The organism is Snuella lapsa, from assembly GCF_039539345.1.
Classification (GTDB): Bacteria; Bacteroidota; Bacteroidia; order Flavobacteriales; family Flavobacteriaceae; genus Snuella; species Snuella lapsa.
On sequence record NZ_BAABCY010000062.1, the window covers coordinates 1 to 16,768 of the forward strand.

15 protein-coding genes and 1 other RNA gene are annotated in these 16,768 nt (G+C 35.1%); 8 read left to right on the plus strand and 8 right to left on the minus strand.

What is annotated here, in order from left to right; translation table 11 throughout:
* Positions 1-1,385, minus strand: a 1,385-nt coding sequence (locus tag ABD792_RS11170) for a PKD domain-containing protein (RefSeq protein ID WP_345006113.1), incomplete at its 3' end; no start/stop codon positions are given.
* Positions 1,386-1,852: 467 nt separating this feature from the next.
* On the opposite strand from ABD792_RS11170, the gene ABD792_RS11175 reads away from it, so the two are divergent.
* The 4 genes from ABD792_RS11175 to ABD792_RS11190 all read left to right on the plus strand — a co-directional run bounded on the left by ABD792_RS11175 (position 1,853) and on the right by ABD792_RS11190 (position 6,426).
* Entirely contained in the window at positions 1,853-2,344 is a 492-nt protein-coding gene (locus tag ABD792_RS11175; protein ID WP_345006114.1) for a SixA phosphatase family protein, read from the plus strand.
* A gap of 487 nt (positions 2,345-2,831) precedes the next feature.
* Positions 2,832-4,892 carry a polyphosphate kinase 1 gene (ppk1, locus tag ABD792_RS11180; RefSeq protein WP_345006115.1) on the plus strand — a complete coding sequence of 687 codons (2,061 nt, stop codon included), beginning with the start codon at positions 2,832-2,834 and terminating at the stop codon, positions 4,890-4,892.
* Between the two features lies 1 nt (position 4,893).
* Positions 4,894-5,799, plus strand: a complete 906-nt coding sequence (locus tag ABD792_RS11185) for a Ppx/GppA phosphatase family protein (protein WP_345006116.1) — start codon at positions 4,894-4,896, stop codon at positions 5,797-5,799.
* Between the two features lie 99 nt (positions 5,800-5,898).
* A complete protein-coding gene (locus ABD792_RS11190) occupies positions 5,899-6,426 on the plus strand; it encodes a porin family protein (RefSeq protein ID WP_345006117.1) in 528 nt (175 codons plus the stop codon).
* On the opposite strand, the gene ABD792_RS11195 is transcribed toward ABD792_RS11190, so the two are convergent.
* Positions 6,423-7,004: a MiaE family protein gene (locus tag ABD792_RS11195; protein ID WP_345006118.1), complete on the minus strand. Its 582-nt coding sequence runs from the start codon at positions 7,002-7,004 to the stop codon at positions 6,423-6,425. The two genes, ABD792_RS11190 and ABD792_RS11195, sit on opposite strands and share 4 nt — an antisense overlap.
* 218 nt (positions 7,005-7,222) lie before the next feature.
* Positions 7,223-8,962, minus strand: a complete 1,740-nt coding sequence (gene dnaX / locus ABD792_RS11200) for a DNA polymerase III subunit gamma/tau (RefSeq protein WP_345006120.1) — start codon at positions 8,960-8,962, stop codon at positions 7,223-7,225.
* A gap of 451 nt (positions 8,963-9,413) precedes the next feature.
* Between dnaX and rnpB the strand changes: the two genes are divergently transcribed.
* An RNA gene (rnpB, locus tag ABD792_RS11205) (RNase P RNA component class A) lies at positions 9,414-9,771 on the plus strand.
* A gap of 71 nt (positions 9,772-9,842) precedes the next feature.
* On the opposite strand, the gene ABD792_RS11210 is transcribed toward rnpB, so the two are convergent.
* The 5 genes from ABD792_RS11210 to ABD792_RS11230 form a co-directional block, all read right to left on the minus strand.
* A complete protein-coding gene (locus tag ABD792_RS11210; RefSeq protein WP_345006121.1) occupies positions 9,843-10,589 on the minus strand; it encodes a hypothetical protein in 747 nt (248 codons plus the stop codon).
* A 28-nt stretch (positions 10,590-10,617) separates the two neighbouring features.
* Positions 10,618-11,145, minus strand: coding sequence for a nuclear transport factor 2 family protein (locus tag ABD792_RS11215; protein WP_345006123.1), 528 nt, complete (start codon positions 11,143-11,145; stop codon positions 10,618-10,620).
* 232 nt (positions 11,146-11,377) lie between these two features.
* Positions 11,378-11,917: an RsmD family RNA methyltransferase gene (locus tag ABD792_RS11220; RefSeq protein ID WP_345006124.1), complete on the minus strand. Its 540-nt coding sequence runs from the start codon at positions 11,915-11,917 to the stop codon at positions 11,378-11,380.
* Positions 11,917-12,738 (minus strand): DUF3822 family protein, encoded by an 822-nt coding sequence (locus ABD792_RS11225; protein ID WP_345006125.1) that lies wholly within the window; start codon positions 12,736-12,738, stop codon positions 11,917-11,919. Before ABD792_RS11225 ends, ABD792_RS11220 begins: the two co-directional genes overlap by 1 nt.
* Positions 12,722-13,465 carry a hypothetical protein gene (locus ABD792_RS11230; protein WP_345006127.1) on the minus strand — a complete coding sequence of 248 codons (744 nt, stop codon included), beginning with the start codon at positions 13,463-13,465 and terminating at the stop codon, positions 12,722-12,724. Before ABD792_RS11230 ends, ABD792_RS11225 begins: the two co-directional genes overlap by 17 nt.
* A gap of 120 nt (positions 13,466-13,585) precedes the next feature.
* On the opposite strand from ABD792_RS11230, the gene ABD792_RS11235 reads away from it, so the two are divergent.
* The 3 genes from ABD792_RS11235 to ABD792_RS11245 all read left to right on the plus strand — a co-directional run bounded on the left by ABD792_RS11235 (position 13,586) and on the right by ABD792_RS11245 (position 16,750).
* Entirely contained in the window at positions 13,586-15,010 is a 1,425-nt protein-coding gene (locus tag ABD792_RS11235) for an ATP-dependent DNA helicase (RefSeq protein WP_345006129.1), read from the plus strand.
* A gap of 316 nt (positions 15,011-15,326) precedes the next feature.
* Entirely contained in the window at positions 15,327-16,055 is a 729-nt protein-coding gene (kdsB, locus tag ABD792_RS11240) for a 3-deoxy-manno-octulosonate cytidylyltransferase (RefSeq protein ID WP_345006130.1), read from the plus strand.
* Positions 16,046-16,750 (plus strand): HAD family hydrolase, encoded by a 705-nt coding sequence (locus ABD792_RS11245; protein ID WP_345006131.1) that lies wholly within the window; start codon positions 16,046-16,048, stop codon positions 16,748-16,750. The genes kdsB and ABD792_RS11245 overlap by 10 nt, the downstream gene beginning before the upstream one ends.
* The last annotated feature ends 18 nt before the right edge of the window (positions 16,751-16,768 follow it).

Sequence of the window (16,768 nt, forward strand, 5' to 3'; positions counted from 1 at the left end):
GTTTGGTTGATGTTGTCAGGACATGTAATGGTTGGTATTTCATTATCGGTTACCGTTACTGTTTGTTCACATGTAACGATATTACCAGAAGCATCTTCTACAGTCCAAGTTACGATAGTTGTTCCTATAGGGAAAGGAGATGGGGCATCATTTGATATTGTTAAGTCACTAATATCACAATCATCATCAACATCAGGATCACCAAGATCAACATTTAAAGCAGTACATAATCCATTGTCGGCAATAACATTAACTGTTGGAGGACAAGTTATTGTTGGCGGTGTATCTGTTATTGTGATAGTATCTGAAGCACTTGCTGTATTACAATCAGCTATAGCATCAGGATCAGTTATAGTTAAGGTAACAGTATAGTCGCCTCCAGCTGCATAAGTATGTGATGGGTTTTGAAGGGCACTGTTGTTTCCATCACCGAAATCCCAATAATATGTCGAATTGGGGCCTGCATTTGTTCCAGAACCTGTAAAATCTACTGCCAAATTACATGTACCGCCACCACCTGGGTTTACAGACATAATGTTCACTGAAATAGTATCTATAAACTCTATTTCAACATCAGCATCAACCGTTATTAGAGTAGAAACACACTCATCACTTATAGGAATTGTTACTGCAATGTTAAAGATATATGAGCCAGGTTCAGAGACTGTCACTGTTGGGTCTTCAACAGTATTGCTTGGGCTGAAAGTAACTGTTGAACCTATTGGTTTAGATTTAACGGTCCATAAATAGGTAGGGGTTCCCTCAACAAATCCATTCAATTCAACGTCAATTAATGTAGGTGCAAAGCAAACTTGATTGTCGGTTCCGTCAATAACGCCAAAATCAGGATCAATTTGTATAGTCCCACCAGCAGCAATTACTTCACTAAAAATGATACATACATTACCACCACCAGAACAAGCGGAATACTCAAAAGAACCAATGTTAATTCTTCTATTATTATTACATTGTCCATCAGAAGATATTGCTCCATCCCCTCCATGAGAAGTGTCCAATTCGGTAGTGTCTTCTATAACTATAGCTGAATTTGGAGCTAATGTTAAGGTAACATCTTCAAACCACATGATTTGCCCACCATCTTCAATAATAACCCTATCAATTACACTAGGAATTGTAATATCTGTATGCAATTGTATTTGGACACCATTTGCAATGGTTATAGTGCCAGTACAACCATTGGTATTGATATAGTTTACCAATTCAGCTCCAGTCATGACATTGTCACCACCTGTTGCTGCTGTATCAATAATACAGTCTGCTGCATGGACTTTAGAAAGTCCGATAAATAGAAAAACAAAGATGTACAGACAATTTTTTATCTGTGACCTTGTTTTTGATAATAAACTATAAGTACTTGTTTTCATAAGCTTGTAGATTTGTTTTGACTAATAGCAACTTTAATATATAATTATTATAATAGTGACTTGTACCTAAATTTAGGGTACAGACATAATTCGTTCGTATAAAAAAGTAATGAGGGAAAGACGTTGTATAACAACGCTAAATACTTTGTGTTTGAAATTAGATTTGGGGTCATAGTTTCAGTTAATAGCTATACAAAACAACATATATGTCACTATTAAATCAAAAAAAAGTGTTAAATCACTTAAAAACTCGACAACGGGTGAGGAGTTTTCAGTTTATCGGCTTTATTGTTTAATTTAACGATTATCAAGGTGTTGTAAGGTCATGTATTTCGTGTTTATGTCCATAATTTTTGGTGTTTACTGGTTAAAAGGTGTATTTTTATACTTACTAAGAAACAAATTAAGTGCTTTTTATCGAAAAAAACAACATTTTATCGATAAAATAGTGCTTTTAATCGAATTTGATGAAAACACTTACGTTAATAAGACATGCCAAATCGTCGTGGGAGTATGATGTAATTGATCATGAACGCCCTCTTAAAGATCGTGGGGTAAATGATGCTGAATTGGTATCTAAGTATTTTAAGATAAGTTTAAGAGAACCAGATTTGGTGCTGTCCAGTGATGCCAATAGGGCCAGATCGACCGCAGCTATCTTTATGGAGACGCTTAATATTCCTTCCTCTATTTTTAGATTGGACCACGCCCTGTATGATTTTGCGGGTTATAACCTTCTGGAGGTTATAAAAGCTTGCGATGAAACTGTCAACAACTTAATGATTTTTGGACACAACCACGCCATCACAGATTTTGTGAATACCTATGGGCATATTTATATAGACAATGTCCCTACCTGTGGTGTGGTTGTGCTCGAATTTGATATTGAGCAATGGGCCGACTTAAAAAAGGGTAAAACGGCTCAGACTTTATTTCCCAGAGATGTAAAACCAAGTTAAACAGTTAAAAGTTAAAAGAGAACAGTTAAAAGTGAACAGCCAACACCCAACACCCAACAGCCAAGAGCTAACGGCTAAAAGTTAAAAGAGAACAGCTAACAGCCAAAAGCCAACAACTAAGGCCCATCACTTGATCACATCATCACTCGATAGCCATACCAACAGGTAATAGTAGAAAGTCAATACCCAGCACCTAGTATTCAGTATTCAGTGTCAGTGCCTAACGGCTAAAAGTTAAAAGTGATAAGTTATAAGTGAAAAATGAAAACCTGGCACCCATCACCAAGACCTAATGGCTAAAAGCTAACAGCTAAAAGTTAAAAGTGAACAGCCAGCACCTAACACCCAACACAGGGAGCGAGGAATTCTTTTCGATTAAAGCATGGTTATTTATAGAAAATGCATTATGTTTATTTGCATTTTATAAGGAAGGTGTTTTTCAAGTAAAATGGATGAATTTAGTTGTAATATAATTTAGTGATGCTTCATGACAAAAGCCGATAAGGATAACAATAGCTACATAAACAGAGAGATAAGTTGGTTGCAATTTAATGCCAGGGTACTACAAGAGGCTTCAGATGAAACAGTGCCATTAATAGAAAGACTTCGTTTTTTAGGTATATTTTCTAATAATTTAGACGAGTTTTTTAAAGTAAGGTATGCTACAGTAAAGCGTATTGTTGAAGCTGGTAAAGGAGGAAAAAGTGAATTGGGAGGTATCAAGGCCAAAGAATTACTCGAGATCATAACTCAAATTGTTATAAAGCAACAGGCAGAGAGTTTAGAGGTTTTAAATACCATCCATAAGCGTTTAGAGGAAGAGAATATTTATATTATTGATGAAACCCAAATTGATAGCGAACAGCACGATTTTATAAAGCGTTACTTTATTCGTAAAGTGAGTCCGGCTTTGGTAACTATTATATTAAGTGATTTGGTAGTGCTTCCAAACTTAAAGGACAGTGCAGCCTATTTGGCTGTTAGAATGCTTATGGCCGATGAGAAAAAACAGTTTGCCCTTATCGAAATTCCCAAGTCTATTAACCGTTTTGTTGAATTGCCTAAACAAGGCGATAAGAATTACATCATTTTAATTGATGATTTATTGCGGTATTGTTTGGGTGATATCTTTAATATCTTCGATTACAAAACAATCTCAGCACATATGATTAAGATCACCAGAGACGGGGAACTGGATTTTGAAAGTGATTTGAGTAAAAGTTTTATGGAAAAGATATCCGACAGTGTTAAGCACCGCCAAAAAGGAGAGCCTGTACGATTTGTTTACGATAAAACAATTGGGAGCGATACGTTGGAGTATCTAATGTCTAAGATGGGGATTGATACAACCGACAGTATTATTCCGGGGGGGCGTTACCATAACAGGAGGGATTATATGAGCTTTCCTAGCTTGGGACGAACAGACTTACTTTATAGTAAGATAGAAGCGTTGCCCATAAAAGGGCTCAGCTTAGAGGCCAGTATATTTGAAGCAATTGCCAAAAAGGATTATTTGTTATACGCACCGTACCAAACATTCTCTTATGTAGTGAAGTTTTTAAGGGAGGCGGCTTTAGATCCTAAGGTTAAGACCATTAAGATTACCATTTACCGCTTGGCGGAAATATCACATATAGCCAGTTCTTTAATTAATGCGGCTATTAATGGTAAGGTTGTAACAGTTTCTATAGAACTGCAGGCACGATTTGATGAACAGGCTAATATAAATTATGCACAGCAAATGGAGGACGAAGGCGTGAATCTTGTGTTTGGCGTGCAAGGTTTGAAGGTACACAGTAAAATGTGTGTTATAGAACGGGAAGAAGGAGAAAAAATAAGACGTTATGGGTTTATTAGCACCGGAAATTTTAACGAGTCTACAGCTAAGATTTATACAGACCATACCCTGTTTACTTCCAATCAAAGTATACTAAAAGATGTCAATAAAATTTTCAACTTCTTCGATACTAATTACAGGATATTTAAGTACAAACATTTAATAACATCACCGCATTATACACAGTCTTCTGTTTTTAAGTTGATAAACGAGGAGATTAAAAAGGTAAAACAGGGAGGTGAAGGCTATATACGTTTAAAAATGAACAGTATTTCCAGTTATAAAATGGTAGATAAGTTGTATGAAGCTAGCAGGGCAGGTGTAAAGATTGAAATGATAGTAAGAGGTATTTGCTGTTTAATTCCTGGAGTGGAAGGAATGAGCGAAAACATAAAGGTTGTTAGTGTTGTAGATAAGTTTTTAGAGCATTCTAGAATTTATATTTTTGGAAGTAAGGATCCTAAAGTGTATATTTCATCTGCCGATTGGATGACGCGTAATATTGATAATAGGGTAGAAGTGAGCTGTCCTATTTATGACGAAGACATAAAAAAGGAAATTATAGACACCTTTGCCATTTGCTGGAATGATAATGTAAAGGCCAGGTTGTTAAATGCATCACAGGAAAATGAATATAGAAAGGATAATAATCCCAAAATTAGATCTCAATTTGCCGTTTACGATTATTATTTAAAAAAGTTAGATAATTAATATGCTCTCAATAAAAAAATATGCTGCTATCGATATAGGATCCAATGCAGTGCGATTACTTATTTCAAATATTATAGAACAAAAGGGAAAGCCTGTTCAGTTTAAAAAAAGCTCTTTGGTTCGCGTACCTATTCGTTTAGGGGCAGATGTTTTTATAAAAAATAAAATTTCTAAAGAGAATACACAACGGCTTTTAGATACTATGTTGGCCTTTAGATTGCTTATGAAATCCCACAAGGTAGTTAAATACAAAGCTTGCGCCACTTCTGCCATGCGCGAATCGGTTAATGGGAAAAAGGTTGTTGAGATGGTTCTAGAACAAGCGGGTGTAAGCATCGATGTAATTGATGGCGAAGAAGAAGCGGCTATAATTGCGGCTACCGATATAAATAAATATATAGACAACAGTAAAACTTACCTATATGTAGATGTAGGAGGGGGAAGTACCGAGTTTACAGTCATCCATAATGGTAGGCAAATAGCTTCCAGATCGTTTAAAATTGGAACGGTAAGGTTGCTTAACGATATGGTAAAAAAAGAGACCTGGCAGGAATTGGAAACATGGATTGTTATGAATGCTAAAGGTTATGAAAAAATAAGGGTACTTGGATCTGGTGGAAACATTAATAAGATCTTTAAAATATCGGGGAAAGCTCTGGGTAAACCGCTTACGTATTTCTATTTAACTTCCTATTACAATACGTTGCAGAGCTATTCATATGAAGAGCGTATAACCGAATTGGATTTAAATCAAGATAGGGCAGATGTAATAATTCCCGCCATGCGTATTTATTTATCAGCAATGAAGTGGAGTGGAGCCAAGCATATATATGTACCTAAAATTGGTCTTGCCGATGGTATTATTAAAAGTATATATTATGATACTGTTTCTAGCAATACACAGTAAAATTGTGCACTTCACCTTGTAAATATTTTTCTTTTCATTAAAAAATATATATTCGCTTACATTTTGTTTGCTATTAATTTAAACCCAAACCTATTAATTATGAAAAAAGCATTACTTCTAGCTGTACTACTTTGTGTATCAGTTTATGGATTTTCGCAGGGCACAAAATACGGTGTGCGCGCTGGTTACAACATTTCTAATTTAGATTTTGATGGAACGCCCATTTTGGATAATGAGCATAGAAACGGATTTGCAATTGGTTTTTTTGGTGAATACGGTTTCACAAAGACCTTTGCTTTAATGCCGGAAATACAGTTTTCTTCTGAAGGAGGAAAAACAAAAGCTTTACGATTGGATTATATCCAAGTACCGGTATTATTTAAATTTAGGCTTAGTGAACGTATTCACATAGGTGCTGGCCCACAGGTTGGTGTAAAGGTCTACGAGCATGAAGACGGTATTAGGAATTTTGCCTATTCTGGTGTTGGTGGCCTAGAAATTAAACTATCGCACGAATTCTTTTTCGATGCCCGGTACACTTATGGATTCTCAAATATTTTTGATGATAACCAAAATGTAGAAGCCATAAATACAAATATTCAATTAGGTATCGGTTATAAATTTTAACCGTGAACAGCCTCGGTTTTTCCTAGGTTGGCCATAATTTTAGCTTCATATTCAAGAAGTTGTTGCCATTTGGTATCAACTTCTTTTTTATTTCCATATTTACGGGCAAAACCTAAAAACATGGTGTAATGATTGGCTTCGCTTACCATAAGGTTCCTGTAAAACGTAGCTAATTCTTTATCTGTTAGTTCTTCAGAAAGCAACCTAAAGCGTTCACAGCTTCTGGCTTCAATAAGAGCGGCGTATAAGAGCCTGTGTACTAGCTGGGTTGTTCTGCTGCCTCCTTTTGGAAAGAATTTTGTGAGTGCAATAACGTAGTCGTCTTTACGGTCTCTTCCTAATGTCCAACCGCGTTCTATAATTTTATCATGAACCATTTTAAAATGGCTAATCTCTTCTTTTACCAAGGCTGTCATTTCCTGAACCAATTCTGTGTACTCTGGGAAACTTACAATGAGCGAAATGGCAGTGCTTGTTGCTTTTTGTTCGCAAAAAGCATGGTCTGTAAGTATTTCTTCAATGTTTTTTTCAACAATATTAACCCATCTTGGATCTGTTGGTAATTTTAAGCCTAGCATTTTACTATGTTTTTATTGCAAAGTAACTAAATTAAAGTGAATAATGTTTAAGAGTTCTAATGTCTCTTCGAGTGAAATTATGGAAGAATTTAGTATCGAGAAGTACTTTTAGTGGAAAATTTATTTGTTTTAGATACACCAAATCACAGATTTGGCACTCAAACTGATATAAATTCCTTCCCCATTATTCACGTTGAATTAAAACGCGTAGAGCAGATTTAAACCTCTAAATCGAACATTTTTCTTAAAAGATCTATATTAGGATTTTTATCTTTTAATTTTTCAAATTTATCTCTATCGGTGTAGGCATATTTTTTTTCCATGGTCTCGTTAACGGTAATGCATAAATTAACATCATAATTATTAACCGCTTTTCTAATATAGGCAAGAAGATCGTATTGGTTGCGTTCCAATTCCATCTTATTAGTGGCATTAGGATACTCTAAGTGCACTTCTGTATTGACAACTTTTGGAGTGTCTATAGATAGAATAGAAGCCAAGTTAAACTGACCTTTCTCTTCTAATATTTTGGTATATGCATGCCAGGCGTCTATAAGAGCTTGTTCGGTAAAGGAGTCTTTGGGCAAGTTTTCTTCTTCAACAATAACGTCCATTTGTTTTATGAGATGCTCTTTTTTTGCCCGAATACTTTTTAATGAAAGTCCCGATGTGCGTTTTACATCTTTATTTAAAACAATTTTTGGAGTTGAGTCCGCCTCCTCTTTAGTAGATTCAGTCAAGGCGCTTTGTAAGGATCTGCTTGCTTTGTTAAGAGCCTCATTTGGTTGTATAGTGTTCTGTGAGGTTGCTTGTTTGGGAACAGATACAGAAACAGGAGTAATGCCCTTATTTTTAAAATAGGACGGTGGAATTATGTAACGTTTGCTATTTTTTTTTTCTCCATCAAAAGTGATAGAGGCAAGTTGCATTAAGCATAATTCAACAAGTAAGCGTTGATTTTTGCTGGTTTTGTATTTTAGATCGCAGTCGTTGGCGAGATGTATTGCTTGGAGCAGAAACTCTTGGGATGCTTTGCTGGATTGCTCCAGGTATTTTGTTTTGGTTTGATCGCCAACTTCCAATAAGCTTATTGTCTTTTGCGTTTTACTTACAAGCAAATCCCTAAAATGCGAGGCCAGGCCAGCTATATAGTGATGCCCGTCGAAACCTTTTGAGAGTGTATTGTTAAATTGTAGCAACAGTTCAGGGATCTTGTTTTCTAAAATAAGGTCTGTACTGTTAAAGTAGGTTTCGTAATCTAAAACATTTAAGTTTTCGGTTACAGCTTTTCGAGTTAAGTCCTTTCCAGAAAAACTTACGACACGGTCAAAAATAGACAGCGCATCACGCATGGCACCATCAGCCTTTTGTGCTATAATGTGTAAAGCGTCATCTTCGGCAGTTATGCCTTGTTCTTCAGCAATATATTTAAGGTATTCTTTCGCATCTTTTACAGTGATACGCTTGAAATCAAATATCTGACAACGTGATAAGATGGTTGGGATTATCTTATGCTTTTCGGTCGTTGCTAAAATAAAAATGCAATGTTTGGGAGGCTCCTCGAGTGTTTTTAAAAAAGCATTGAAAGCTGCCTGCGATAGCATGTGAACCTCGTCGATAATGTATACTTTATATTTCCCAACTTGAGGAGGTATACGTACTTGGTCTGTTAGGTTCCTAATATCGTCAACAGAATTGTTTGAAGCGGCATCGAGTTCAAAAACATTAAAAGCAAAATCTTCGTTACCCGTTTCTGTTCCTTCGCTATTAATCATTTTAGCCAGAATACGGGCACAAGTCGTTTTACCAACACCTCGGGGACCCGTAAACAATAAAGCTTGGGCCAAGTGGTTGTTTTCAATAGCATTGAGTAACGTATTAGTTATAGCTTGCTGACCTACAACGTCCTTAAAGGTTTGTGGTCTGTACTTTCTTGCCGATACTATAAAATGTTCCAATGCTATTAAATTTATCCATATTGGATTTAAAACAAAGTTAAAAATTCAATTCAAAATTCTAAATTCAAAACCTTGAATTTTATAGGAGTTATTAACAATTTGCAAAGTTAGAAAGTTGGAAGCTTGAAGACGGAAGCAGAAGTTTAAGAGTTACGGAATTAGTTGCATGTAGTAATTGAAAAATTATTAGTCCCAAGACCTAAGAGCCAAAAGCCAAATGAGCAAAGACTTAATGCAGGCTAAAAACGAATACACGACTATTTTTTGACGCTATCATTCGTGAACCTGTGAAGTATAAATTCTTTTTTAGAAAATGATCGGGCTAATATTTGTTTTTAAGTACAGGGTATTCGGAATAGAATATTTGGAGAGAAGGACCTTTTTTGTATGGTGATACATAATGGATATTAAAAAAATAAGTTTTTATAACTTTTAATACTACTTTTGCTCTTAAGTATATCGCCTTATCGCTCGAATGCTGAACTTGTTTCATTTGTATCAAGTATTTACTGGTAATGAAACAAGTTCAGCACAAGAGAGGAAAGTCCGAACACCACAGTGCAACATAGTGGTTAATGGCCACCAGTCGTGAGGCTAGGAAAAGTGCAACAGAAAGGATGTACAGGTAATGCTGTAGTGAAATCAGGTAAACTCTATGTGGTGCAATGCCATGTAAACCAGTGTTTGAGAGCTGCACGTTCGATGCTGGAGGGTAGGCAGCTAAAGTGCAATTGGTAACAATGCATTCAGATAAATGATAAGGGCTCTTTTTAAGAGTACAGAATTCGGCTTATAGATTTACTTAGTTAAACAAAAGTGCGACATATGTCGCACTTTATGTTTTAACGCTTTTAGGATTAGCTATAAATAAAAATTCAATTTATTCTCCCGAATAAGCCAAATCCCGACGTATTTCTCCTTTATATTCTTCGAAGCGGTATAAGTATTTCATCATATTGCCAAAAACTTCATGGCGCATTTCGCCAAGAAGCTCTGCATTGGCTTTAGATGTCATAGCGGCATCAATATCGTCTTTAGAAGATATTGCTACAAGAAAATAGCTTTCGGGGTTGCCAAAACCACTGCGGTAAATACGGTAATGTTCTTTGGAGTTTTTGTTGGAAAACATGTCTTTAATTGCTTTTAATGCGTCCCTTAGTTTTGTTTCATTTTGGGGTGTAAAATAGAGAAAATAATATTCTCGGTTGTCCATGCCCTCTTGTGTTTGAGAAAAACCTTCAGGCATATAGGTTAGGTCTTCGTCCAGTGTAATGATATAGTCTGTGTGGGAGTCATAGCATTTGTCGAAACGCTTAAACATATTAGCCCAGTCATCTCCCATTGCTTTAGCCATATCCGCAAAGGGTTTTGCATCCAAGTCTGCGAATTTTTCAAAAGGTGTAACATACATATATTTGAAATTACTGGTTACAGAAGTTAGCCAGGTCGTTTGGGGTTTGTGTTTTTTACAGGCCTCTACAAAATCCTTTGCTACATTTTCGTAGTCTTTAACCATCGATGGCTTTACATTGTCTACATGTATATAATAGCGTTTTTGGGCATGGGATATGTTAAGAGTTAAACAAAAAGCGAACGCAATTAACAATGCGTTTTTTAGAGTTTTCATAATAGTTGTTTTTAATTTGAGAAGTATATTATTCTTCAGTTTGATTCATTTCTTCTGCTTCAGAAGCCATTTTATCAGCTTCTATTTCTTGTAGGGCAACCACATAAGGAGCAAGGTTGTAATAAGCATATTCGTTTACAATTTTTCCATCAATAAATTGTAATGTTAAATGGACAGGGATGTGTAATTCCTTTCCATTGGCTTTGAGTGTTCCCTTCCAATGATTCCAATAATTAACCCAGGTTTTTCCTTCCTTATCAATTATCATTTCAGAAACACCTCCTTTTTCTGAAAAGCCATAAGATGAAAAGTTGGAAAGCATTTGTTTATGACCATCAATACTTTCGTCTGGAGTAATAGCCTTGCTGGAGTTTGGGTATATTTTTGCTGTATCTGCAAAGTTGGATTTCCATACTTCCCAATTTTGGTTTTCATAAGCCTTTATACCAGATTTGACTGTTTCTATTTCTGGGGATTCAGAAAAATAGCGTTGAGGGGCTTGTTGGCATGCAATAATAAAAATTAAAGCTAGCCCTGCTAAAAAGAGTTTTTTCATAATTATAGTTTTAGTTAATTAATAAGCTATTTACCATAATCATGAACAATAAAAGAACTGGTTTTTATTGCATAAGGAAGTATGTGCTAGAGATAGGACTCTTTTTAAGAATTCTTTATTTCTGTCTAAAGTACTGAAAAAAAGGGATTTAAAAAAGTAAGAAAATAAATAAATTTTGAAATGAATTATCCTAGAGGTAGATCATAAAGGAATTATTATAAATTAAATCCTTTTATGACGCTTCAAAAAAACTAAACATATTACCTCCGTAACTTTTGGAGTATGCGTAATGTTCGATATGTGAGAGGTCGGTGTGTTTAGAATGTTCTATGATAAGGATTCCCCCCTCAAAGAGTAAATTATTTTGAAAGACCAATTCGGGTATTTTAGTAAACTGCTCATCTGGGAAGTTGTACGGAGGGTCTGCAAAAATAACATTAGACTGTAAAGTTGCTTTTTCTAAAAACTTAAAGGCGTCACTTTTTATAGTTTGAATGGGCATATCAAAGCTTTGGGCTGTTTGGTTAATAAATTTTATACAGCCGTAATCCTGGTCTACACAAGTAATTTGCTCGGTTCCTCTAGAAGCAAATTCATAACTAATATTGCCCGTACCCGCAAAAAGATCCAATACGGTAATTTCATCGAAGTAAAAAAGATTATTTAAAATATTAAATAAAGACTCCTTTGCCATGTCTGTCGTGGGTCTAACAGGCAAGTTTTTTGGAGCTATTATTTTTCGTCTCTTGTATGTTCCAGATATAATGCGCATTAAAAACTCTTTATTAATGTAAAATTAGAATAATTGGTTTTAGGTTGTTCAAGGTACTTGTAGTAATCCAGTCGGTTTCCAAAACTTACATGCCTAACGTATTTGTATGCTATCTGGTATAAGGGGTCACCCTTAACGATGTTTCCTAATAAAACCAGTTGTAATGTTTCTGGGTTAAGCCCTAGTTGCTCGGATGCGAAGAGGATGTAATAAATAAAATCTTCTTTGGTTGCGTATTCAAAAGTATTATAAAGCTGTAGTTTAGCTTTATTAACAATCACCATTTCAAAGTGGCTTGAGCTAATGTTTAGGTATATTTTTTGGTCATCGTTATTTTTCTCTATTTGTAACACCTGTTCAATTAAAATGGTAGACACGTGCTTAAAAGTAAATGCTCCAAATTTGTCATAAATAAAATTATTAATATTTACGTATGGGACATATACGTTAACAGAGTCGTTAATGTTTATGGTGTCAAAAGTAATGAAGTCCGATTTTAATATCTTGGTATTGAACTTTAAATAATCAGCCAAGCATTCTTCATTAAAAAGAGGTTTAGGAACTAAGGTAGACAATTCGTTTTCATGGATAACACAAACTGTATCGAAAGCCCCTTGCAATACATCCTCTGTGTTAAAAGCATGCTTTAAACGGTCCAGAATGGCTATTGGAGTAAGACGTTTATCAAAATCAATTTCCTTCAGAGCCGTAATTGTGTTATTGCTTCTGTCTATAATACAAAAAGAAAGTCCACTCAAACTTATTTGAATGGACAATTCCTTATGCGTTAATGTATCTAAAATATTATTCGTTATCACCATAGGTTTTAGGCCAGTTACCACTAGTTGTAACTTCTTCCATCGATCCTACTTTAATAACATCTCCAGTTACACCTACAACGGTAGAAATAACTTGTTTTTCTTGGTTAACTAGATCTTTATCTTGATCGAAGAAAAGAAAATCTTTTTTCGCAGCGGCTTCAAATACAGGAATGTTTACGTCGTTTTGCTCAACAAACCCAGCCTTTAATTCAAATTTAGATCCCGGTTTACCAACAGGTATGTTCATCATTGTTTTATAACGGTTAGAGTTCTTAAATAATGAATCTTTTACAGGAACAAATCCTAAGGTATCCACAATCACAATTTCTTTGGTCGTTTCAACACCTCCATAGCGTCTAGTTGCTTCTTCATCAATAACAGTAGAGTCACGACGTTGTGTAATAGTAAATTGAGCAGTGTCTATAAACTTTATTAAGTTGTCAAAATTATCGGTAAACCTTCCGGTTACTTGTTTGTGAGCCAATTGTGCGTCCCTAATGTCAATTAAACTTTTTATTACTTTAGCATAGCGCTTGTTCTTTTCTTTATTGAATTGAATAGGCTCATATATAGACATAAAAGTTTGGTATCCTAGATACCCAATCAATACCCACAGGATTATAGTTAAGAAAGGCTTGAACTTTAAAGGTATAAATTTGTCAACTAGCTTAACTAAGCCAAAGGTTAGTAAAATTACAGCAACTGCAATAAGAATAAATTTTAACATCGTCTATTTTTAATTAAAAAGTTATTAAAGGTCTTTCGCAAATCTACAATTTTTTTTTAATCGTAAAAACCAAAGCACATAAAAATCATTTTTATCTTTGGATAATTTATAAGATATTGAATGACTTCTACCGAATTTTATGCGCTTATAAAGCAACAGTTTCCTTTTCAACCTACATTAAAGCAGGATATTGTATTGCAACAGCTATCGCATTTCATTTTTAGTAAATCATCCAGTGCATTGTATGTGCTAAAAGGTTATGCAGGGACAGGGAAAACAACCATAATTGGTGCGATAGTGACCAATTTGTGGAAAGCCAAGAAAAGTGCTGTTTTAATGGCGCCTACAGGGCGCGCTGCAAAAGTTATTGCAAACTATTCTGGAAGGGAAGCATTTACGATCCATAAAAAAATCTATTTTCCGCGAAAAGACAAAGGAGGAGGGGTTAAGTTTGTTTTACAGCCAAACAAGCATAAAAACACCTTGTTTATTGTTGATGAAGCCTCAATGATATCCGATACCCCGGGAGAATCCAAACTTTTTGAAAATGGATCGTTACTGGATGATTTAATGCAATACGTATATTCCGGACACCAATGCAAACTGCTTTTAATTGGAGATACGGCACAGTTGCCTCCCGTAAAATTAGATTTAAGTCCAGCACTTAACCCAGATACACTTAGTTTGAATTACAATAAAGAAGTTACAAAAATGGAGTTGGACGAGGTAGTGCGACAAGAGCAAGACTCAGGAATCCTTATAAATGCAACAATGCTTAGAGAAGCTCTGTCCAATTCGTTTTACGATACCTTTAAATTTGACTTGCATGGATTTAAAGATATTGTAAGGCTTGTAGATGGACATGAAATTATGGACGCCATAAACGATGCGTATAGCACGCTTGGTAATGAAGATACCGCTATTATAGTACGCAGTAACAAACGAGCCAACCTGTACAACCAACAAATACGTAGTCGTATTTTGTTTAATGAAAATGAATTGACCCCAGGGGACTATTTAATGGTGGTAAAGAATAATTATTTTTGGATCAAACCAACCACCGAAGCAGGATTTATTGCCAATGGCGATATTATTGAAGTGCTGGAGATTTTTAGTATACAAGAGCTTTATGGTTTTCGCTTTGCAGAAGTAAAAGTACGTATGGTAGATTACCCTAAAATGCGGGCTTTTGAAACCGTTGTATTGTTAGATACTATCGAGTCGGAGACCCCTTCACTTTCTTATGAGGATTCAAATCGTTTATATCAAGAAGTCATGAAAGATTTTGAAAACGAAACCAGTAATTACAAAAAGTTTTTAAAAGTTAAGGGAAATAAACATTTTAATGCTTTACAAGTTAAATTTTCCTATGCCATTACATGTCATAAGTCCCAAGGAGGACAATGGAACACTGTTTTTGTAGAGCAACCCTATTTGCCAAATGGTGTAGATAAGGACTTTTTAAGATGGCTTTATACTGCGGTAACACGAGCAAAAGAAAAATTATACCTCATAGGGTTTAAGGAAACGTTTTTTGAAGCCTAGTTGTAAGTCTTGGATAAATGAATCTGACTTGATGGAAATTTATAGCATTTCACTGTCATCCAAAGGATAGATAAAAAGATCACTAGATTTTTAGATTTAAGAAATAAGTTAAAATTTTGTTTTTTTAAGAGCATCCTGTTATGCAAAACAGGAAAGACCAAAGTGTTGGTATTCAATTTGTCTATAGCCTTGTATCTGGCAGTAAAATGATCTTGCTTCAAAAGTTTGTTAGTATTTAAAAAGATTTAATACTTTAAAACTACTAGCTCTAATATAAAAATTCTATTTTTGGGTTAAGAATCGATATACATAGTAAATGAAGATAATTTCAATGATACCTGCACGCTATGCAGCGTCTCGTTTCCCAGGAAAACTTATGCAAGATCTTGGAGGTAAAACTGTAATACGACGTACTTATGAAGCTACTGTTGCTACTAATTTATTTGATGACGTTTTTGTAGTGACCGACAGTGACATTATTTATAATGAAATTGTAAACAATGGCGGAAAAGCTATTATGAGCATTAAGGAGCATGATTGCGGTAGTGATAGAATTGCAGAAGCAGTTGAAAACTTAGACATCGATATCGTTATTAATGTACAAGGAGACGAACCTTTTACAGATAGAACCTCCCTTGAAAAACTTATTGGTGTTTTTAAGGAAGATCCCGATAAACAAATCGATTTGGCTTCGCTAATGGTTCATATAACCGATTTAGATGAGATTAATAACCCCAATACTGTAAAAGTAATTGTCGACCAATCTAATTTTGCATTGTATTTTTCGCGCAGCCCCATACCATATCCACGTGATTTAAATGACAACGTTAAATACTATAAACATAAAGGTGTTTATGCCTTTAGAAAAGAGGCCATATTAGATTTTTATAAATTACCAATGCTTCCATTAGAAGCTTCAGAGAAAATAGAGTGTATTCGCTATTTAGAGTATGGTAAGCGTATAAAAATGGTTGAAACCGATGTACAAGGGGTGGAAATTGATACGCCCGAAGATTTGGAGCGTGCAAAGAAACTATGGAAATAGACTATCAACACATAAAAGTTATTGGGTTTGATGCCGACGATACCCTTTGGGTAAATGAAACCTATTTTCGAGAGGCTGAAGCCGAATTTGGTAGATTACTATCCGAATATGAAACACCCAATAAAATAGATCAAGAACTTTTTAAAAAAGAAATAGCTAATTTGCCCTTGTACGGTTACGGCGTAAAAGCTTTTGTTTTATCTATGGTCGAAATGGCGTTAGAGCTGTCCAATTACGATGTGTCGAATAAAACGATAGAGGCTATTTTGAATATAGGAAAGGATATGCTTAACAAGCCCGTTGAGTTGCTTGATGGGGTTGAGGATGTTTTAAAATTCTTATCTAAAAAATACCGATTGATTTTAGCAACCAAAGGCGATTTGTTAGATCAAGAGCGAAAGTTGGAAAGGTCTGGTTTAACAGGTTATTTCCACCATATAGAAGTGTTAAGCGATAAGAAGGAAATTAATTATTCCAGCTTGTTAAACCATTTGGATATTAACCCCTCCGAATTTTTAATGGTGGGGAATTCGTTGAAATCAGATATCCTACCCTTGGTAAATATTAAAGCACACGCCATCCATGTGCCGTTTCATACCACTTGGGCACACGAACAAGTAAGCGAAAAGGAAACCAATGGTAAGGTGTATAGAACGATATCGAGCTTAAGAGAACTAAAAAAACTATTAAACTAATAATTGGTTGAAAGAATA